The organism is Phytohabitans kaempferiae, from assembly GCF_042433955.1.
GTDB classification, from domain to species: Bacteria; Actinomycetota; Actinomycetes; order Mycobacteriales; family Micromonosporaceae; genus Phytohabitans; species Phytohabitans kaempferiae.
This window is the reverse complement of record NZ_JBHLUH010000030.1, coordinates 1-18,738: the sequence shown is the minus strand read 5'-3', so window position 1 is coordinate 18,738 and position 18,738 is coordinate 1. Positions and strand designations below refer to the sequence as shown.

The window sequence follows — 18,738 nt, the reverse complement described above, 5'->3', positions numbered from 1 at the left end:
AAGGGTCGCGGAATGTCACTCCCGTTGTCGGACATCAGGATCGTCGCGATCGAGCAGTACGGCGCGGGACCATACGGCTCCCTCCACCTCGCCGACCTGGGCGCCGACGTCATCAAGATCGAGCAGCCGCCGGAAGGCGACGTCGGCCGGTACGTCCCGCCCTACCGCGACGGCACCGACAGCCTCTTCTTCGAGTCACTCAACCGGAACAAGCGCAGCGTCTGCCTCGACATCGCACATCCCGACGGCCGGCGCGTACTCGAGGACCTGGTCGCCCACGCCGACGCCCTCTTCTACAACCTGCGCGGCGACGTACCGGCGAAGCTGGGTCTGCGGTACGCGGACCTGAGCCACGCCAACCCACGGCTTGTGTGCTGCTCCCTGTCCGGATACGGGATGACCGGCCCGCGTGCCGCCGACCCCGGCTTCGACTACATGGTGCAGGGCGTCGCCGGCTGGATGAGCATCACCGGCGAGCCGGACGGGCCGCCCACGAAGACCGGCATGTCCGCCGTCGACTTCGCGACCGGGCTCGCCGCCGCCCTGTCACTGATGGTCGGCGTGCACGCCGCCCGCCGCGACGGCGTGGGCGGCGACGCCGACGTGGCCCTGCTCGACACCGCCGTCTCCATGCTCAACTACCTCGCCACCTGGGCACTCACCGAAGGCCACGTGCCGGTCCGCGTGCCGCGCTCGGGCCACCCCACCCTCGTGCCGTTCGGCAACTTCCCGACCGCAGACGGCTGGATCGTCGCCGGCGGCAGCAAGGAGAAGTTCTGGGTACGGATGACCGCGGCGCTCGACCGGCCGGAGCTGGCCGCGGATCCGCGCTTCGTCACGTTCGACGACCGCCTGCGGCACCGTGACGAGGTGATCGCGCTGCTCGACGTCGAGTTCACGAAGCAGCCGACGGCGCACTGGCTCACGGTGCTCACCGAGCACGGCGTGCCATGCGCTCCGGTCAACGACGTCCACGCCGCGCTCGACGACCCCCAGGTGGCCGCACGCGAGCTGGTGTTCCGGGTCGACCACCCCCGGCTGGGCGCGGTGGGCCAGGTCGCCTCGCCCGTACGTTTCGGCGCCGCGCCCCCGCGCCGCAGCCGCGGCCCGGCGCTCGGCGAGCACACCCGAGCGGTCCTTGCCGACCTGCTCGGCTACTCCGACGATCACATCGCCGCCCTCGCCCGCGCGGGCGCGGTGGCCCTTCCCGTCCCGCTGAGAGGTGGAGCGTGAGCAAACTGCGGCTGTCGGTCATCGGTGCGGGTTCGTGGGCCGTCTCGTCCCATCTGCCCGAGCTGGCGAAGCGGCGCGACGAGGTCGAGTTCCACGGCGTCTGCCGCCTCGGCGGCGACCTGCTCGCCCAGATCCGCGACAAGTGGGGCTTCGCGCACGCGAGCGAGGACTACCGCGAGGTGCTCGCCCGCGGTGCCGACATCGTGCTCGTCGGCAGCCCCGCGGCCCTGCACCACGAGCACGCCCGGGCAGCGCTGGAGGCGGGCGCGCACGTGCTCGTCGAGAAGCCGTTCACGACCACCAGTGCCCAGGCGTGGGATCTGGTGGAGACCGCGCGCCGGGTCGGCCGACACCTGCTGGTCGCCTACGGCTACAACTACCGGCCGATGATGCGGCAGGCCCGCGAGCACATCGCCCGGCACGGCGGCATCGGCCAGGTGGAGTCGATGATGGTCTACATGGCATCCGGCGTGCGGGAGCTGCTCTCCGGCGCCGGCGCCTACGCCCGCGCGTCCAGCCTCTCCGCCCCCGACCTGGCGACCTGGGTCGACCCGGCGCTGTCCGGCGGCGGCTACGGCCAGGCCCAGCTGACCCACGCGCTCGGGCTGGCACTGTGGCTGCACGAGGTCGAGGTGACCGAGGTGAACGCGGTCGTCGCGCGCCCGCTCGGCGGCACCGTCGAGCAGCACGACGCCGCGGTGCTGCACCTCGCCGGCGGTGGGATCGGCACGCTGACCGGCGCCTCCGCCCATCAGAAGGCGATGGAGTTCCGCGACCAGCTACAGGTCCGGATGGTCGGTGCCGAGGGCCAGTTCCAGCTCGACGTGGAGAACGACCGGCTGCGGATGTTCCGCGACGGCACCGGCGACGTCGACCTGACGTTCCCGGCGGGCAGCGGCCGCTACGAGTGCGACGGGCCACCGCACACCCTGGTCGACCTGGGGCTCGGGCGCGACGTCGAGAACTGCTCGCCCGGTGAGCTTGGCGCGCGCACGGTGGCCGTACTGGAAGCGATGTACGCGAGCGCACGCGAGGGCCGTCCGGTGCCGGTGGGCCGGCCGGCCACCGCCGATTAGCCGGCGCCGACGGCCCGGATGGCGGACTCCACGTCGCCCGTACCAGCGACCGTCCACAGCAGAGAAGCGTCGACTCCCATCGCGCTCCACTTCCGGTGGGCCAGCTCCGCGCGAGCCGGGCCGGGCCCACCGGGGGCGGCGGCGACCGTCACAGCCTCCGCCAACCGGCCCGACGGCCAGGCGCGTACGGACTCGACCGGCCGTTCCTCCTCCTCCCGCACCGTGACCGTCAGGTGCGGCTCCGGGGCGCCGAGCTGGAAGGGATCTCCCGCCGCCCACGCGCGGCGGGCGATCCCGGCCAGGTCCCACCACGGGTCCGGCCCGGCGCACGCCCGGGCCACCAGCGGCGACACGGCCAGCTCCACGGCGTCGACCGCCGGCCCGACCGCGCGACGCAACGCGCGCAGCGCGTCGACAGTGGACTGTGCGAAACCGTTCACCGGGTACGGGCGGATGGCGGTCGCCGCCAGCGCTCCGACCGGTCCCGGCGGGGCGGCCGACGGGTCGCCGGCGAGCAGGGCGGCGACCCCGGCGGGGCCGGTCAGCACCGCACGCGGCGGCGCCACGCCCCACGCGGCGGCGTACGCCGCGCCCACCCCCGCCGACGCCGCGGCGGCCCGGTGCCAGGCGCCGGCCGAGCCGCGCTCCCAGATCGTCTGCCTGACGCCGCCCGCGGTGGTCATCGCGAGCCCGACCGCGGCCGCGATCGCGTCCGGGTCGCGCCCACCGGCCAGGCACACGGCCGCCGCCGCCGCGGCACCGGCGTGCCCGGACGTCGCCGTCGCGTGAAACCGCGCGGCGTGGCCGGCGCCGAGCCAGCTCGCCACCGCGACAGCCGCTTCGTAGCCGGCCGTCGCCGCCTCGGCCAGTGGTCCGCCCGGCGCGGCGGTGGCGAGCACGGCTGGCCACACGAGCGAGCCAGGGTGAATCCGCGCGGGCCAGTAGATGTCGTCGCGGTCGCCACGATGGGAGCGCAGGGCGAGCCGGCCGGCGAGGTCGAGACCGGCCGGCGGGCCGTCTCCCGCTGCCACGCAGGCCAGGTGGTCGGCGAGCAGCAGTCGCGCCGCCGCCCGGTCCACGGGCACGTCCGCCGCCGTCCGGGACACCGCGACGAGTACAGGGTCCACAATGGTCATTCGCGGTAGCGGTCGACGACGTCCTCGTCGACCGTGATGCCGAGCCCGGGACGCTCGACAGGCGGCGACATCCAGCCGTCGACGTGGCTGAACGGCTCGGCCACGAGGTCGTGCTGCATCGGGTTGCGCAAGGGCTTGAGCTCGAACACCTTGCAGGCCGGCGTGCTGAAGGAGATGGCGAGGCTCGCGGCCGTCACGATGGCCGACGACCAGGCGTGTGCGTTGGCCTGCCGGCGGTGAAACTCGACGCGGTCGGTGACCTTCTTGAAGCCGGTGATGCCCTCGGCGCGGGCCGGGTCGACGCCGAGCACGTCGCAGGTGCCGGTGGCGAGCACACGCTCGAACCCCTCCAGGGTCCACTCCTTCTCGCCGTACGCGATGGAGGTCTGGGTCTTGGCGCGCAGCGTGGCGTAACCTTCGGGATCCCAGGCGCCGAGCGGCTCCTCGATCCAGTCGATGCCGTACTCCTCGAAGGCGCGGACGCGGCGCACCGCGGTCGCGACGTCCCATTTGATGGCGATCCCGAGGTCGATCATGAGGTGCCGGTCGGGGCCGATCGCCTGGCGCATCGCGCGGACGTACTCGACGTCCCGGTCGTGTTCGTAGCCCAGCCGGGCGTTGCCGCGCTTGCCGAAGCCGACCTTCACGCCCCGCAGCCCGGTGGACAGCCACCCCGCGGCCTCCTCGGCCATGTCGGGGATGGAGGAGTGGTGCGCGTGCGCGGACGCGATCGCCGGCAGCCGGTCGTGTACCGGCCCGCCCAACAGGTCGAGGACGCTTCTCCCGAGCGCCTGGCCCTTCAGATCCCAGAGCGCGATGTCGAGCGCCGCGATCGCGTACGAGGCCATGCCGCCGCCGTACCCGTACCACCAGGCCCGGTCCTTCAGGGCGCGCCAGATCGACTCGGTGTGCACCGGGTCGCGCCCGACGACCACGTCGGCCATGCCTTCGATGAGACGGGCGACCGCGTGGTTGGCGTCGCGGAACTGGGTGATCGCCTCGCCCCAGCCCACCGCGCCCTCGTCGGTGACGACCTTGACCAGGCACAGGTAGCGGGTGGCGCCGAAGTCGTTGGGCTCTGGGTACGCGACCGGGATGGCCGTGACCGACGTGACTTTCATGACGCGATCCCGAAGATGCGCAGGGCGTTGCCGGACAGGACGGCGTGCTGCTCGTCCGGCGACAGTGCCGAGACGTAGTCGCGGTAGCCGGCCATGATGGCGTCGTACGAGCTGAACAGCCGGTCGACGGGCCAGTTGGAGCCGATGACGCAGCGCTGCGGCCCGAAGCTCTCCAGGCAGTGTTCGGCCCAGGGCCGCAGCGACTCGCGGGTGAAGAGCGGGTCGGTCATCCCGAGGCCGGAGATCTTGCACGTGACGTTGGGATGCTTCGCGAGGTCGGCGATCGCCGCCCGCCAAGCCTGGAAGTACTCGTCGTCGCGCCGCCGGGGATATCCGATGTGCTCGAGCACGATCCGCAGGTCCGGGTGGCGCGCCGCGACGGCGCCCGCCTCGGCCATGACGGGATACTCGCAGTCGAGGTCGAAGACCAGGTCGTGCGCTGCGAGGTAGCGCAGCGACCGCTCGTACGCCGGCGGCAGTTCCCCCGAGGCGATCGTCGGCTCGGCGGCGAAGTCGCGCACTCCGCGAAACAGCGGTGACTCGCGGTGCCGTGCCAACTGACGCTCGGCGTCGTCGGAGCCGAGGTCGGCGTGGCCGACGATGGCGTGTGGGATGCCGTGCCGCGCGGCCATCTCGGTGAGCCACACGGTCTCGGTCACCGGGTCGGGCGAGCCGATCGCCGCCTGCACGTGGACGAAGTGCGTCACGCCGGCGAACCGGGCCTCGGCCCACATGTGGCGCGCGTCGAAGACCTCGCTCTTGATGCCGTCGATGTCGCCGAGGATCGGGTGCACCGCATCCGGCGCGAGCCAGTCCCAGCGCAGTTCCGGATGCTTCTTGTCCCAGAAGTGCACGTGGGTGTCGACGATCGGGATCACTTCGCCTCCCTACGCCTGGATGACGGCGATCGGCTGTCCGGTCGTCACGTCGTCGTCGGCTGTGACCAGGAGTTCGCTGACGACGCCGGCCACCGGGGAAGGCACCTCGACGACCGCCTTGTCGGTCTCGACCCGGACGAGCGTGTCGCCGACCGCGACGGTGGCGCCGACGGACACGTCCCACTCCACGATGACGACCTCGTCGACGGTGTCCGCCACCCGGGGCAGCTTCACGGTCACCTTCACGCGGGCACCGCCGGCGCCCAGATGTTGCGGAACATGGCGGCTGGCTCCGGCTCGGGCAGGGCGGTCACCGCTTCGACCACCGCGTCGAGTTCCTCGCGTACCGCCTTCTCCAGCGTGGCGAGATCGTCTTCGGTCGCCGTGCCGGCGGCCACGAGCGCGTCGCGGGCCAGCGTGACCGGGTCGCGCTCGCGCCACATGTCCAGCTCGCCAGCCGGCCGGTAGGTCGCCTGGTCGGCCCGCGAGTGGCCGGCGAACCGGTAGGTCTTCGCCTCCACCAGGGTCGGCCCCTCCCCCGCCCGGGCCCGGGCCACCGCCTCGCGGAGCACAGCGCGGGTGGCCCCGACGTCCATGCCGTCGACGGGCACGCCCGGGATGTCGTACGACCCGGCCCGCCGGTGCAGGTCGGTCAGCGGGGTGGTGATGTCGATCCGGCTGTACTCGGCGTAGACGTTGTTGTCGCAGACGAACACGACCGGCAGCTTCCACACCGCGGCGAGGTTGAGCGCTTCGTGGAACGCGCCGATGTTGGCTGCCCCGTCGCCGAACACCGACACCGCCACGCGGTCCTCCCTCCGCGTCTGGAACGCGAGCGCCGCGCCCGCCGCCACCGGAAGGCCGGCGCCCACGATCGCGAACGTCGGCAGCAGGCCGACATCGGGCTCCGCGAGGTGCATCGAACCGCCGACGCCGCCGGCGCACCCGTCGGCCTTGCCCATGATCTCGGCGAGCACGTCGGTCGGGGACATGCCGAGCGCGAGCGCGATGCCGTGGCCCCGGTACGTGGCGCTGACGATGTCGGTGGCGCGCAACTCAAGCGCGAGGCTGACGTCGAGCGCCTCCTGGCCGGCGCACAGGTGCGTCGTACCGTGGATAAGGCCACGCGCGAACAACTCGTTGATCCGGTCCTCGAACGTGCGGATCTCGTACATCCGCTCGTAGCGGGCCACCGGCTCGGTCAACGCCTCCCGCCGCCGCGCCGAGTCCTGCGAGCGCACCAGGGTCATGCCGCCACCCCTTCCCGGACCCACCACGGCTGCGGCACGTCGCCGGTCTCGAGGTAGGTCTTGAGCTGGAACTCGATCTCGTCGACCGTCGGGCTGTAGCGCGCCTCGAGGGCCTTGGTGTAGGGCACCGGCACATCCGGCGCGGTCACCCGGAACGGCGGCGCCTGCAGCGACCGGAACGCCGCTGTCGTCACCGTGGAGACGACCTCGCTGCCCCAGCCGCCGCTGACCGGCGCCTCCTCGACCACGACGAGCCGGCCGGTCTTCGCGACCGAGGCGAGCACCGTCGCCCGGTCCCAGGGCACGAGCGTGGCGAGGTCGATCACCTCGACGCCAGCGTCGAGGCGCTCCGCGGCGGCCAGCGCCGCGCGGACGGTCTGCCCGAGGGCGACGACCGTGACCGCGTCGCCGTCACGGAGGACTCGGGCGGCGCCGAGGGGAACGATGCCCTCCTCGCCGGTAACGCACTCACCGCGCTCGGCATAGAGGACCCGCGGCTCCAGAACGACCACCGGGTCGGGGTCGCGGATCGCCGCGCGGAGCAGGCCATAGGCCGTCTGGGAGTCGCTGGGGACGGCCACTTTCAGCCCTGGCGTGGCAGCGAGCCAGTTCTCCAGGGTCTGGCTGTGCTGGCTGCCGAAGCCGAGACCCGAACCAGTGCTGGCGCGGACCACCATCGGTACGCCCACGCGGCCGTTGCTCAGGTACCGGAACTTCGCCGCTTCGGTCACGAGCTGGTCGAGCGCCACGCCGAGGAACTCCATGAACATGATCTCGACGACCGGGCGCATCCCGACGGCGGCGGCGCCGACCGCCGCGCCGACGAAGCCCATCTCAGAGATCGGCGTATCCCGCACCCGAAGCGGGCCGAACTCCGCGAGCAACCCCTCGGAGGTCTTGAACGGCCCTTCGGCCGCGGCGACATCCTCGCCGAACAGGAGCACCGAGGGGTCTTCGCGCATCTCGTCCGCCAGCGCGGCGGCAACCGCCTGCCGCATTCTGATCCGTGCCATCCCTCACCTTTCAGAGAGCTGGAAACGATTCTAATCGTGGCCGATGCCGGCAGGCCGAGTCAAGAGCCTCAAGATCTCAATGCCTGGCCACCAGTGCGCTCACCTGCGGCCCGCGTCCCGGCAACGTTTCCGAAAGTGACGGTCGGCGGCGGTTTCGGATCGGACGTGTGCGCGTTCGCCTTGTCTTCCGATGAGGGCTGAGGTACTCGACAGGGCCGGCGCTGGTGGCACCGAACCAGTGCGGGGTGCGAGTGTCGAACTCCGCGGCTTCCCCACCAAGTGCCCCCTGAAGCCACACCCGTAGCCCTGGCGACGCGGTCCTAGGCTGCTGCGTGGGTTGCCGACTGCGGGAGCGAGGGGGAAGCGGTTGATGCGGTTCCAGGTGTTGGGTCCGGTGGTCGCACACGGTGAGCACGGGCTGGTTCCGTTGGGGCCCGCTCGGCAACGGACGGTGTTGGCGGTGTTGCTGGCCGAGTTGGGCCGAGTGGTCGCGTTCGACGAGTTGGTGGGGCGGGTGTGGGGGGAGACGCCGCCGCAGCGGGCCTCCCAGACGCTGCACAGCTACCTGTCGCGACTACGGACGGTCCTGGATGGTGCGGGAGGGGCGGCGCTGGTGCGCCGGGCGCACGGCTACCTGGTGGAGACCGATCGCGGCGTCGTCGATCTGTACCGGTTCCGGGCGTTGTCGGAGCAGGCCCGGCGGGTTGACGACGACGAGCGCGCCGCGCGCCTCTGGGACGAGGCCCTGGCGTTGTGGCGGGGAGCGCCGTTCGCGGATCTGGATAGCGACTGGTTACGGCGGGTCGCGGTCGGATTGGAGGGCGAGCGGCTCGCCGCGGTGCTGGACCGCACCGATGTACTGCTGGGCCGCGGCGAGCACGCACGGCTGCTGCCCGAGTTGACTGCCGCTGTGGCCGAGCACCCGATGGATGAGCGGCGGGCCGGCCAACTGATGCTCGCGCTGTACCGCTGCGGCCGGCAGGCCGACGCGCTGGCCCGGTACCGGCTGCTGCGCCAGCGGCTGGTCGACGAACTGGGCAGCGACCCGGGCCCGGCGCTACGAGACCTGCAACAGCAGATCTTGCGGCAGGACCCCCAGCTCACCCTGCCGTCCACCGTCGGCACGCCTGACGCCAGCCGACCGCCGGCCGGCCGCAGGACGCGTCCGCACCGGCCGGCGCAGCTACTCGCCGACGTGCCCAGTTTCACCGGCCGCACCACCGAACTGCAACGACTCGACGACCTGCTGCCTGACAGCGCCGGTGCCCCACGCCCCGTCGTCATCACCGCGATCGGCGGGACGGCTGGTGTCGGCAAGACCGCGCTCGCGATCCATTGGGCGCACCGGGTCATCGACCGGTTCCCGGACGGCCAGCTGTACGTGAACCTGCACGGCTACGACCCGCAGCAGCCAATGCCGGCGGAGGACGCGCTCGCGCGATTCCTGACCGCGCTGGGGGTGACCGGCCAGAACATCCCACTTGACCTGGACGAGCGGGCCGCCCGCTACCGCAGCGAACTGGCCGGCCGGCGGATGCTGATCGTGCTGGACAACGCCGCCGACGTTGCCCAGGTGCGGCCGCTGCTACCCGGCAGCGGCTCATGCCTGGTGGTGGTGACCAGCAGGGACAGCCTGGCCGGGCTGGTCGCCGTGCACGGCGCCGTCCGCATCGACCTGGACCTGCTGCCCAGCGGTGAGGCGGTCGGCCTGCTGCGCCGGTTGATCGGTGCCAGGGTCGACGCCGACCCCGCCTCGGCCACGGCACTGGCCAAGCAGTGCGCCCGGCTGCCGCTGGCGTTGCGAATCGCCGCGGAGCTGGCGGTGTCCCGGCCGGACGACACGCTCGCCGATCTGGTGGCCGAGCTGGCCGACCGGCAGGACCGACTGGACCTGCTCGATGCCGGCGGCGACCAGTACGCGGCCGTGCGCGAGGTGTTCTCCTGGTCGATCCAGCAGTTGCCGGCCGAAGCCGCCCGAACCTTCCGGATGCTCGGACTGCATCCCGGCCCCGACCTGGAACCGTACGCGGTCGCGGCGCTCACGGAGGCCGGCGTCGACCAGGCTCGGCGGATCCTGGAGCTGCTCACCCGCGCTCACCTGGTGCATCGCACCGACCGCGGCCGGTACGGCATCCACGACCTGCTGCGCGCCTACGCCACCGACCTGGCCACGACGGAGGAGAACGACCAACGGCGGTGGGAAGCCGAAGTACGCCTACGCGACTACTACCAGGCGGCAGCGACGTCTGCCATGGACACGCTGCACCCGACCGAGGCGCATTGGCGACCCGACCGCCCCGCCACGACCGCGGTCCTGCCTGACCTGACCGATCCGGGCGCGGCCAGCGCCTGGCTGGAGCGCGAACGATTCTGCCTGGTCGCCACCGCGGCCCATGCCGCCGCGAATGGCAGCTCCAGATACGCCGTCGACCTGGCCCGGGTCCTTTACCGGTACCTCAGCGCCGCCCACCTCACCGAGCAGTTGGCGATCAACGGCCACGCCCTGCGGGCCGCCGAACGGGCCGGCGACCTGCTGGGGACCGCACACGCGCTGCGCCACCTCGCGACCGCCTACGTGTCGTCCGGCCGGTACGCGCAGGCGACCGAACACGGTCAGTTGGCTCGTACCCGCTTCCAGCACGCCGGCGACCCGGCCGGTGAGGGGTTGACGCTGCTCGCGCTCGGCGTCGCCCAGTCCCGAATGGGCAACCACAAACAAGCCATCGACGACTACCGCGAAGCGGTCACTTGCTTCGGCAAAGTCGGTGACCGGCTCGGCGAGGCGTCCGGACTAGCCAACCTGGCCGTGGTGAACGCCTGGCTGGCCCGGTACGACGAAGCCGCCGACAACAACCGGCAGGCGCTCGCGATATACCGGGAGGTCGGCTCCCGCTACCACGAAGGTCTCACCTTGGGAAATCTCGCCGAGGTCGAGCTGCGGCAGGGTGACTACGCGGCCGCCGACGAGAACCTTCAGCACGCCCTCAGCATCGTCCAGCAACTGGACATCCCCATCACCCACGCCTCCATTTTGGACGGTCTAGGCAGGCTCCACATCCACCTTCGCCAACCAGAAACCGCCACCGGCTATCTGCGGCAGGCACTCACCCTCTGCCGCACCACCGGCGAAAGGTACGCCCAATCGTGGACGCTCAACAGCCTCGGTGAGGCCGCCCAGCTCGCCGACAGACCCGCGGACGCCGTCGCCCACTACACCGAAGCACTCGCCATCGCCACCGAAACCGGCACCCGCCCCCAGCAGGCTCGTGCTCACGCCGGCCTCGGCCACGCCCACCGGGCGCAGGGTGACACCGATGAGGCCTGGGCTCACTACGAGCAGGCGTACGCCATCTACAGCGAACTGGGAATGCCCGACGCGGAGGACATCCGCGCAGCGATCGGCCGACTCGACGGTCCAGCCGGGCCAACACTTGAGGACGCGTAGGGCATCACGCCGCCCCATCGCTGTTGTGGCGAGTGGTGAGGAAGGGCTGGAGCACTCCTGGGGCTCGGGTGCCTACGGTGGATCGGGGTGGACCTCGCCGGCGACACCGACTTGGATGAGATCAACGAGCTGCCGGACGGCAGCTACCGGCGCACGGCGGTCCGCGCAGGGTCGCGATGCTCGACAGCCGGGCGTCGAAGACGTGACGCTGCGAGTTCGCACCCTACCGCGCGGGCCGACCGCCGCTACGCTGTCCAGATGTCGTTTCACGTAGGCCGTTGACGGGGGCCCGGCATTTCGAAAGGACTATCGACATGCCCCGCGTGGTACCGGCGGTCATCCGCGCACTCGACATCCTCGAGCTGTTTCTGGACCGCGCCCAGCTGTCGGCCCGCGAGGTGGCCGAGCGGCTCGACCTGCCTCGCACCACCGTGCACGAGCTGCTCGTCACGCTCGTGGCTCGGTCATACCTGATCTCCGTGCCGGGCCAGCCGGTGCGGTACCGGCTCGGCATGCCCCTCTTCCAGCTCGGCTCGGCGTTCGCCGGCCGGCTCGATCTGGTCCGGGAGGCGCAGGGCGTCGCGCGCGAGGTGGCCGCCGCGTGCGACGAGGCGGTCCTCGTCGCCGTGCTCGACGGTGCCGATGTCATCTACCTCGTCAAGGTCGACAGCACGCACCCTGTCCGGATGGTCTCGGCGGTCGGGCGAGGGCTGCCGGCCCACTGCACGGCGGTCGGCAAGATACTGCTGTCGAGCCTAGATCCGGCCGACCTGGACGCCGTCCTGGCAAGCGGCGACCTGCCCGGCATGACGCCGGCCAGCATCACCGACCCGGACCTCCTGCGGAAGCATCTTGACCGTGTTCGGGCCGAAGACGTCGCGGTCGACAACGGCGAGTCCGATACCGCCATGCGCTGCGTGGCCGCGGCGATCCGTGACCATACCGGCGCGACCGTCGCGGCGATGAGCGTCTCCGCCCCTATCATCCGCTGGACCCCGCAGGCGAACGAGGCGTGGACCCAGCTGGTACGCGAGGGCGCGGCCACGCTCTCCGCCCGCATGGGGTACCGAAGCCAGTCCTGACACCCACAGCCTTGCCCTTTAGGGCGGCAATAACATCGATACATTGACACTCCCCGTTGGGGTCATCTACCGTCGCGTCCACTCGGTACGAAATCCCGAATCAAGTTCGAAATTTCGAACAGCGATGTCAGCGTCACCTACCCCGTGAATACGGCCTCGGCGTGCGGCGGTGAGGCGAGACGAAGGAGGCGAATCGCTATGGCGGATAACCCGATGTGGACCCGACGCGGCTTTCTGGGGATGGGAGTCGGAGTGCTCGGCGCGGCCGGTCTGGCCGCGTGCGGGGGCGACTCGACGCCGGCACCCCAGGCACAGGCCGAGGTGCCGAAGGAACTGCTCGACGCCGCGGCGGCGTTGAAGGGCACCTCGATGGGGATGCTCTCGCAGAAGCTGTACTCGGAGGCGGCGAACGCCGCCCTCGACAGCTCGATCGCGAAGTTCGCCAACTCCACCGGGACGAAGATCGACAACAGCCTGGTCCAGGCCGACGCCGGCGACGTGGTGGCCAAGCTCGACGCCGAGGTGAAGGGCGGCGTGGCGCGTGACCTGGCGTTCATGACCGACTCGCGATTCGTCGCGCAGTTCCACGCGCTGGGCGATCTGGAGGACGTGACGGACGTCGTCGAGGCGCTGACGGCCACGTACGGTGAGCCCACCGCGGAGTCCAAGAACTTCTGCGTCTTCGACGGCAAGTGGTTCGCCATTCCCTACCACTTCATCGGAATCGGGTCCTTCCTGCGCAAGGACTGGATGCGGGAGAAGGGCATCACGCCCAAGGAGATCTACACCTGGGAGGAACTGCGGGACCTGTGCCTGGAGATCTCCGACCCCGCCAAGCGCCGGTTCGGCTGGGGCATGACGATGAACCGGTCCGGCGACGCCAACGGCATCATCGAGGCACTGATCAACGCCTATGGCGGGTCGATCGCCTCCGACGACGGTACGAAGGTCACGTTCAACTCCCCCGAGACGGTGGAGGCGGTGAGCTTCCTCGGCGACATCTACACCAATCCCAAGTTCAAGCCGATGCTGCCGACCGGGGTGGCCGCCTGGACCGACTCCAGCAACAACGAGAACTGGCTCGCCGGGATCCTCGGCTACACCCGCAACCAGTTCAGCGTGTACGCGGACTCCAAGACCAAGAAGAACCCCGTCTACGAGAACACGCACGTCTTCTCCGACTGCATCGGGCCGGCTACCGACAAGCCCCTGCTGCTCGGCCAGTCCCAGGGTTTCGTCGTCTTCAAAGGCGCCAAGAACGCCGCGCTCGCCAAGCTCCTGGCCCAGTACCTGATCACCGCGCCCGCGCTGCTTGGCGTGGCGAAGGAGGCGCCCGGCCTGGCGCTGCCCGCCTGGGAGAAGGTCTGGGACTCCGACCCGTTCTTCACCAGCGGCGACCCGGCGTTCCCGATCATGCGCAAGATCACCCAGCAGTCGCTGCCGCTGACCACGAAGAACGGCCTGAACTTTCCGCAGAAGGCCAGCGCGGGCCAGCAGGCCGCGGTCGGGGCCTACGTCCTCACCGACATGATGCAGCAGGTCATCCAGGGAACGGCGCCCGCGCGGGCGGTGCAGGACGCGCACACGAAGATGGTGCAGATCTTCACCCAGCAGGGGCTGCCCCAGTGACGTCGGTCCGTCCGGCGCCGGCTCCGGCGACGAGGGCACCCTCGCCGTCGGGGCCCGGCTCGCTCACGAGGGTCCAGCGGCGGCTGGGGCGCGACTGGCGGCTGGCGGCGCTGTTCCTCGCGCCGACGGCTCTGCTGGTCGGTGGGCTCGTGCTGCTGCCGATCGCCCGGTCGGTGATCACCAGCACGACGGAACGACACGGGCGGGAAAGCGTTTTCGTCGGCCTGGACAACTACCTCGCCCTGGTCAACGACGAGCAGTTCCGCACCGGCGTACTGAACTCGTTCGTCTTCACCGCGTACGCCGAGGTTTTCAAGGTGGTCCTCGGCCTCTCCGCGGCCCTGCTGCTGCACCATCGGCGTCGTGGGCGGTCCGTGCTGGCCGGGCTGCTCCTGCTGCCCTGGGTGGTCCCGACGGTGGTGACGGCGTTCAGCTGGCGCTCGCTGCTCGACCCGATCTTCGGCAGCGTCAACCTGCTGCTCACCGAGTCCGGGATCGGGCCGCTGCTGGCCAGTTTGCACCTGGTCGACAGCTGGCCGGCCGGCTGGCTCTCCGACCCGTCGCTGGCCATGCCGTCGGTGATCCTCGTCAACGTCTGGAAGGGCGTGCCGTTCTTCACCGTCGCGTTCCTCGCCGGGTTGAAGGCCATCCCGGCGGACCAGTACGAGGCGGCGACCGTCGACGGCGCCTCACCGTTCCAGCGGTTCATGCACGTGACGCTCCCCGGACTGCGCCACGTGATGACCGTGACGGTGACCCTGTCGTCGATCTGGACGTTCAACAACTTCGACCTCATCTGGCTGCTGACGCAGGGTGGCCCTGGCAACGCGACCGCCCCGTACGTGCTCGTCGCCTACTCCAAGGCGATCCTGCAACTGCAGTACGGCGCGGGGGCAGCGGTCACGCTCGTGATGCTGCCGGTCGTCGGCGTACTGGTGTTCGTCCTGGTCCGGTTGCTGCGCCGGGACGGCGACGCCGCACCGCCACGTTGGACGGGGAAGTCGCGCAAGGCGCTGCCTTGGGTCATCGCGGCAGTGGTCACCGGCCTGCTGGCCTGGGCCTCGCCACGCATCTTCTGGAAGGCGGCGGTGGTACTCGGGGTGCTGCTGCTGATCGTGGCCGCGGTCGGTTGGGTGGTCTCGGCGCTGCGGACCTGGGGTCGTCGCCGGGCGTCATCCCTGGCGTCAGGGCTGGGATCCGCTCTCGGGCTGGCCGGGCTGCTCCTGTTCGTGCTGGTCCCGCTGTACTGGATCGTGGTCACGGCCTTCAAGTCCGAGGGCCAGATCGTCATGCACACCAGCGACCTGTGGCCGACCCCGTGGACCCTGCAGCAGTTCACTGACCTGTTCACCACCAAGCCCTTCGGCCGCTGGTACCTCAACACGATCCTGGTGTCCGCGGCCTCCACCGCCGTGGCCCTGGTCCTCGCCGCCCTGGCCGGATACGCGCTGGCCCGGCTGCGGTTCCGCGGGGCGCAGGGCTTCACCGTCACGGTGCTGCTCACCTACGTGATGCCGGGCGCGCTGCTGTTCATCCCGCTGTACCAACTGCTCATCGGGGTGCGGCTCACCGACTCCCTGTGGTCGCTGGTGGTGACGTACCCGACCTTCACGCTTCCGTTCGCGACCTGGCTGCTGACCGGGTACTTCGCGTCGATCCCCGTCGAACTGGAGGAGGCCGCGCTGGTCGACGGCTGCAGCCGCATCCAGGCGTTCGGCCGGGTGGTGCTGCCCCTTGCCAAGCCGGGGTTGCTGGCGGTCGCGCTGTTCACCCTCACCAACGCCTGGAACGAGTTCCTGTTCGCCTTCGTGTTCATCACGAAGGACGAGTACAAGACCCTCCCGGTCGGAATGCAGTCGATGATCATCGGAGACGTGGTACCGCAGGGACAGCTCGCCGCGGCCTCACTGCTCGTCAGCGTTCCCGTGGTGATCATGTACGCCTTCGGGCAGCGCTTCCTGACCGAAGGGCTCACCGCCGGCGCGGTCAAGGGCTGAACCCTGCTGCTACTTCTTGGCGACCTTGGTTTTCTCCGTGGTGGGCAGGTTGACGTACTCGGCGGTACATCGGTTGCCCGCCGCCCAGCGCCGGGCGATCGCGCTGCACTACCTGTGTGACATGTCGGTGGCCGAGATCGCCGTCGAGACCGGATCGTCCCCCGGGACGGTCAAGTCCGGGTCGCCCGGTGCGCCACGTTCTCGCCCGACCAGAGCGAGGACGTGACGTGGCGCGCGCAGATCGCCGAGCGTGACTTCACCGGCGACGAGAGCCTGCTCGTCTACGTTGGAGTCGGCACCGCCGCCGAGCCTAGCTACCCCGGTTGGTGGGTGGGGGTTGCCCGGGTCGGCGACCTCGTGATCGTCGTGGAGCCCTCTTCCGATCTGGGCGGGAGCCGCGCCTTCGCGAAGACCATGACCCGCAAAGCCGTGCAGAGAGCCACCTAGTCGAAGTAGCTAGATTCGACCCCGCCGTCGATGGCGGCCGCGACGTCGGGCCGGACTGCTCGCACTCGCTCGTCGTCGCTGGAGCTGTCTCGGCGGCCGGTGGTCAAGAGACGGTCGCGGTCAACCCTTCGTCGCCGCGACCGTCGCGGATGAGCACCTCGACCACCTCGGCCACCTGGGGAAGCCCACCGTCGCCCAGCCGGGTGCCAGCCCGCAGCTCGACGAGCTGGCGCAGGACCGTAAGGTGCTCGGTGAGGCTTGCTGGGCCTGCGGGATAGGTTGCCCGGTGCAGTTCCGAAATGGTGCCGGGCACACCGTCGACGACGTGGCCGAGCTGTGTAGCCGCCGTCTGGCTAAACTCCGTCGGGTCGATGCCGGCCGACCGTGCCGTGTCGAGCGCCCGCAACAGCCCGACCTGCGCGTCGTACCACAGCCCGAAGAGGGCAAGGTCCCAGACCGCGGCGCCATCTGGCGCCTCACCGACGAACCGCGGCTTGCTCAGCAGCTCGAGGGTCGCCGTATGTCGCTGGAACGCCGTCCGTGAGCCGCTGTACAGGATTGTCGCGGCACCGGTCCCGATCATCTCCGGTGAGGCCTGGATGCCCGCGTCGAGGTATTGCCCGGCCAGGTCGTCGACCCGTTCGGCGAGGGAGCGCGCCTCGCTGGCCGTGCCCGTGTACATCCCGATGACCGTCCGCCCGGACAGGTCGGCGCGGTCGAGGTCGGCGAGGCACTGCTGTACGGATGTGAAGTCCTTGAGGGTCAGCAGGACAAGCGTGCTCGACGACACCGCTTCGCGGACAGAGCCCGCTCGTGCCGCCCCTTCACCGACCAACTGACTGGCACGACTCTCGGTACGGTTCCAGACCGTGACGCTGTGCCCTCCCGCGAGCAGGCGACGCGCGACGGCCGTACCGATGGCGCCGGTCCCGATGACCGCCACTCCAGCCGAGTCCGCGACTTCTGCCATGACACCCCTCCTAAGCTTTGTCTTCTACCTTCGATGTCCCTGACATGCCCGTAGGTGCGACGCTGACGCATCTTTCTCGTCCGCGCCGGCACCTACGACGAAGACCGGTCCAGATCGCTACCGGCACCGGCGCCCCGGTAATGCGGACGGGTCGGTCGAAGCCGTACGCGGGTGCTTTGGTGACCTGCCACAGCCCGGAAACATCTGGGCTGCGGCGTCGCGTCAGTAGGTGACGGGTGCGCCGCCGATGTCGTAAATCGCGCCGGTGGTGTGGTTCACCTTGTCGGAGGCGAGCCAGGCGATGAACTCGGCGATCTCTTCGGGCTGGCTCAGCCGCCTGGTCGGGGTGCGGTCGCTGGCGTGGGCGAAGGCCTCGGGCGCCGTCGCCGCGTTCGATGGCGCCTGTACCAGGGTCGGGGCGACCGCGTTGGCCAGGACCCCGCTGGTGGCCAGTTCCTTGCCGAGCGACTTGGTAAGGGCGATGAGCGCGGCGCTGGCGGCCGAGTACGCCGACATATTGGGGTTGCCGACCTTGCCAGCGATGCTGGCGACATTGATGATCCGGCCCCAACCGCGTTCCCGCATCGCGGGTACGAAGGCTTTGCAGGCGTTGAACGTGCCGTGGACGTTGACCGCGAAAGTGTTCTCCCAGGCATCGAGCGGGATCTGCCACAGTGGCAGGTACGGGCCGACGACACCTGCGGCGTTGACGAGGATGTCGACCGGTCCGAGCCGGGCCGCGGCGGCGCGGACCGCCGCGGCATCGGTGACGTCGACGCGTAAGTCGGCGCGATCGGCGAGGTCCAGCGTGATGACCTTGAGACCGTCCTTGACCAGGCGGGCGGCGGCAGCCGCGCCGAGACCACTCATGCCGCCGGTGATGACCGCTGTCCGGGATGCGCGCAACAGCGGCCCTCTCTCCTATGTTCCGATCACCGCGATCGACGTGATCGTCTTGAAAGACGGCCGCAGATTAGCCGCTTGACCACCAGGGTGGCTATGCGTTTGTCGTCACACCCTCACGTCGTTGAGTCGCCTCGCGAACACCACCTCGACCGCACCAGCGACTCATCCGTTGTGCGGGCTTGCACGGTTCAAGCCCACAGGACACGGACAGGTAGTGGTGTGAGGTGGTGAAATCCGCTGGACGCCGAGAGCGAGCAGCCCGGTGGCGACGGTGCGCGCCAGGTCTGCGTGGCCTACGCCGCCGCCGTGCGGGGTCAGATGACGCCGAGTGCGAGCATCGCGTCGGCGACCTGGATGAAGCCGGCGATGTTGGCTCCCGCGACGTAGTTGCCCGGGCTGCCGTACGCGTCCGCGGTCTCCAGACAGCGGTCATGGATGCTGTGCATGATGTCGGCCAACCGCCGCTCGGTGTGCTCGAAACTCCACGAATCACGCGAAGCGTTCTGCTGCATCTCCAACGCACTGGTCGCCACACCACCAGCGTTGGCGGCCTTG

General features: G+C 70.4%; 16 protein-coding genes and 1 pseudogene. 8 read left to right on the top strand and 9 right to left on the bottom strand.

Annotation, left to right across the window (positions count from 1 at the left end; genetic code table 11):
- Positions 1-12 precede the first annotated feature (12 nt).
- On the top strand, positions 13-1,233 hold the full coding sequence (locus ACFFIA_RS16800) for a CaiB/BaiF CoA transferase family protein (RefSeq protein WP_377251937.1): 1,221 nt from the start codon (positions 13-15) through the stop codon (positions 1,231-1,233).
- Positions 1,230-2,309 (top strand): Gfo/Idh/MocA family protein, encoded by a 1,080-nt coding sequence (locus ACFFIA_RS16795; RefSeq protein ID WP_377251935.1) that lies wholly within the window; start codon positions 1,230-1,232, stop codon positions 2,307-2,309. The genes ACFFIA_RS16800 and ACFFIA_RS16795 overlap by 4 nt, the downstream gene beginning before the upstream one ends.
- Here the strand turns inward: ACFFIA_RS16795 and ACFFIA_RS16790 are convergent.
- From ACFFIA_RS16790 to ACFFIA_RS16765, 6 genes are read right to left on the bottom strand one after another with little or no spacing between them, the layout of a single operon-like run.
- Positions 2,306-3,445, bottom strand: coding sequence for an MmgE/PrpD family protein (locus ACFFIA_RS16790; RefSeq protein WP_377251933.1), 1,140 nt, complete (start codon positions 3,443-3,445; stop codon positions 2,306-2,308). The genes ACFFIA_RS16795 and ACFFIA_RS16790 overlap by 4 nt on opposite strands.
- Positions 3,442-4,566, bottom strand: coding sequence for a mandelate racemase/muconate lactonizing enzyme family protein (locus tag ACFFIA_RS16785; protein WP_377251931.1), 1,125 nt, complete (start codon positions 4,564-4,566; stop codon positions 3,442-3,444). Before ACFFIA_RS16785 ends, ACFFIA_RS16790 begins: the two co-directional genes overlap by 4 nt.
- Positions 4,563-5,444: an amidohydrolase family protein gene (locus tag ACFFIA_RS16780; protein WP_377251929.1), complete on the bottom strand. Its 882-nt coding sequence runs from the start codon at positions 5,442-5,444 to the stop codon at positions 4,563-4,565. The genes ACFFIA_RS16785 and ACFFIA_RS16780 overlap by 4 nt, the downstream gene beginning before the upstream one ends.
- A gap of 9 nt (positions 5,445-5,453) precedes the next feature.
- Positions 5,454-5,690 (bottom strand): biotin/lipoyl-containing protein, encoded by a 237-nt coding sequence (locus tag ACFFIA_RS16775; RefSeq protein WP_377251927.1) that lies wholly within the window; start codon positions 5,688-5,690, stop codon positions 5,454-5,456.
- Complete coding sequence (locus ACFFIA_RS16770; RefSeq protein ID WP_377251925.1) at positions 5,687-6,694, bottom strand: thiamine pyrophosphate-dependent dehydrogenase E1 component subunit alpha; 1,008 nt, start codon at positions 6,692-6,694, stop codon at positions 5,687-5,689. The genes ACFFIA_RS16775 and ACFFIA_RS16770 overlap by 4 nt, the downstream gene beginning before the upstream one ends.
- Positions 6,691-7,707 (bottom strand): alpha-ketoacid dehydrogenase subunit beta, encoded by a 1,017-nt coding sequence (locus ACFFIA_RS16765; RefSeq protein WP_377251923.1) that lies wholly within the window; start codon positions 7,705-7,707, stop codon positions 6,691-6,693. Before ACFFIA_RS16765 ends, ACFFIA_RS16770 begins: the two co-directional genes overlap by 4 nt.
- 370 nt (positions 7,708-8,077) lie before the next feature.
- On the opposite strand from ACFFIA_RS16765, the gene ACFFIA_RS16760 reads away from it, so the two are divergent.
- From ACFFIA_RS16760 to ACFFIA_RS16735, 6 genes are all read left to right on the top strand, one after another.
- Positions 8,078-11,152, top strand: coding sequence for an AfsR/SARP family transcriptional regulator (locus ACFFIA_RS16760; RefSeq protein ID WP_377251921.1), 3,075 nt, complete (start codon positions 8,078-8,080; stop codon positions 11,150-11,152).
- A 314-nt stretch (positions 11,153-11,466) separates the two neighbouring features.
- Complete coding sequence (locus tag ACFFIA_RS16755; RefSeq protein WP_377251919.1) at positions 11,467-12,234, top strand: IclR family transcriptional regulator; 768 nt, start codon at positions 11,467-11,469, stop codon at positions 12,232-12,234.
- A 198-nt stretch (positions 12,235-12,432) separates the two neighbouring features.
- Positions 12,433-13,863 carry an extracellular solute-binding protein gene (locus ACFFIA_RS16750; RefSeq protein WP_377251917.1) on the top strand — a complete coding sequence of 477 codons (1,431 nt, stop codon included), beginning with the start codon at positions 12,433-12,435 and terminating at the stop codon, positions 13,861-13,863.
- The gene (locus ACFFIA_RS16745) at positions 13,860-15,860 is read left to right on the top strand and encodes an ABC transporter permease (protein ID WP_377251915.1); all 2,001 of its coding nucleotides are present in this window, start codon (positions 13,860-13,862) and stop codon (positions 15,858-15,860) included. Before ACFFIA_RS16750 ends, ACFFIA_RS16745 begins: the two co-directional genes overlap by 4 nt.
- A 37-nt stretch (positions 15,861-15,897) precedes the next feature.
- Entirely contained in the window at positions 15,898-16,086 is a 189-nt protein-coding gene (locus tag ACFFIA_RS16740; RefSeq protein ID WP_377251913.1) for an RNA polymerase sigma factor, read from the top strand.
- Positions 16,083-16,307: a hypothetical protein gene (locus ACFFIA_RS16735; protein ID WP_377251911.1), complete on the top strand. Its 225-nt coding sequence runs from the start codon at positions 16,083-16,085 to the stop codon at positions 16,305-16,307. Before ACFFIA_RS16740 ends, ACFFIA_RS16735 begins: the two co-directional genes overlap by 4 nt.
- A 103-nt stretch (positions 16,308-16,410) precedes the next feature.
- Here the strand turns inward: ACFFIA_RS16735 and ACFFIA_RS16730 are convergent, their stop codons facing one another.
- The 3 genes and pseudogenes from ACFFIA_RS16730 to ACFFIA_RS16720 form a co-directional block, all read right to left on the bottom strand.
- Positions 16,411-17,277 (bottom strand): NAD(P)-dependent oxidoreductase, encoded by an 867-nt coding sequence (locus ACFFIA_RS16730; protein WP_377251909.1) that lies wholly within the window; start codon positions 17,275-17,277, stop codon positions 16,411-16,413.
- 222 nt (positions 17,278-17,499) lie between these two features.
- Positions 17,500-18,183 (bottom strand): SDR family NAD(P)-dependent oxidoreductase, encoded by a 684-nt coding sequence (locus tag ACFFIA_RS16725; protein WP_377251907.1) that lies wholly within the window; start codon positions 18,181-18,183, stop codon positions 17,500-17,502.
- A gap of 314 nt (positions 18,184-18,497) precedes the next feature.
- Positions 18,498-18,738: pseudogene (locus ACFFIA_RS16720) on the bottom strand (NADP-specific glutamate dehydrogenase); the annotation flags it as partial.

Coding starts and splice junctions, on each gene's coding strand:
- ACFFIA_RS16765 (WP_377251923.1), bottom strand. CDS start 7,707: ATGGCACGGATCAGAATGCGGCAGGCGGTTGCCGCCGCGCTGGCGGAC.
- ACFFIA_RS16785 (WP_377251931.1), bottom strand. CDS start 4,566: ATGAAAGTCACGTCGGTCACGGCCATCCCGGTCGCGTACCCAGAGCCC.
- ACFFIA_RS16755 (WP_377251919.1), top strand. CDS start 11,467: ATGCCCCGCGTGGTACCGGCGGTCATCCGCGCACTCGACATCCTCGAG.
- ACFFIA_RS16750 (WP_377251917.1), top strand. CDS start 12,433: ATGGCGGATAACCCGATGTGGACCCGACGCGGCTTTCTGGGGATGGGA.
- ACFFIA_RS16730 (WP_377251909.1), bottom strand. CDS start 17,277: ATGGCAGAAGTCGCGGACTCGGCTGGAGTGGCGGTCATCGGGACCGGC.
- ACFFIA_RS16800 (WP_377251937.1), top strand. CDS start 13: ATGTCACTCCCGTTGTCGGACATCAGGATCGTCGCGATCGAGCAGTAC.
- ACFFIA_RS16790 (WP_377251933.1), bottom strand. CDS start 3,445: ATGACCATTGTGGACCCTGTACTCGTCGCGGTGTCCCGGACGGCGGCG.
- ACFFIA_RS16760 (WP_377251921.1), top strand. CDS start 8,078: ATGCGGTTCCAGGTGTTGGGTCCGGTGGTCGCACACGGTGAGCACGGG.
- ACFFIA_RS16770 (WP_377251925.1), bottom strand. CDS start 6,694: ATGACCCTGGTGCGCTCGCAGGACTCGGCGCGGCGGCGGGAGGCGTTG.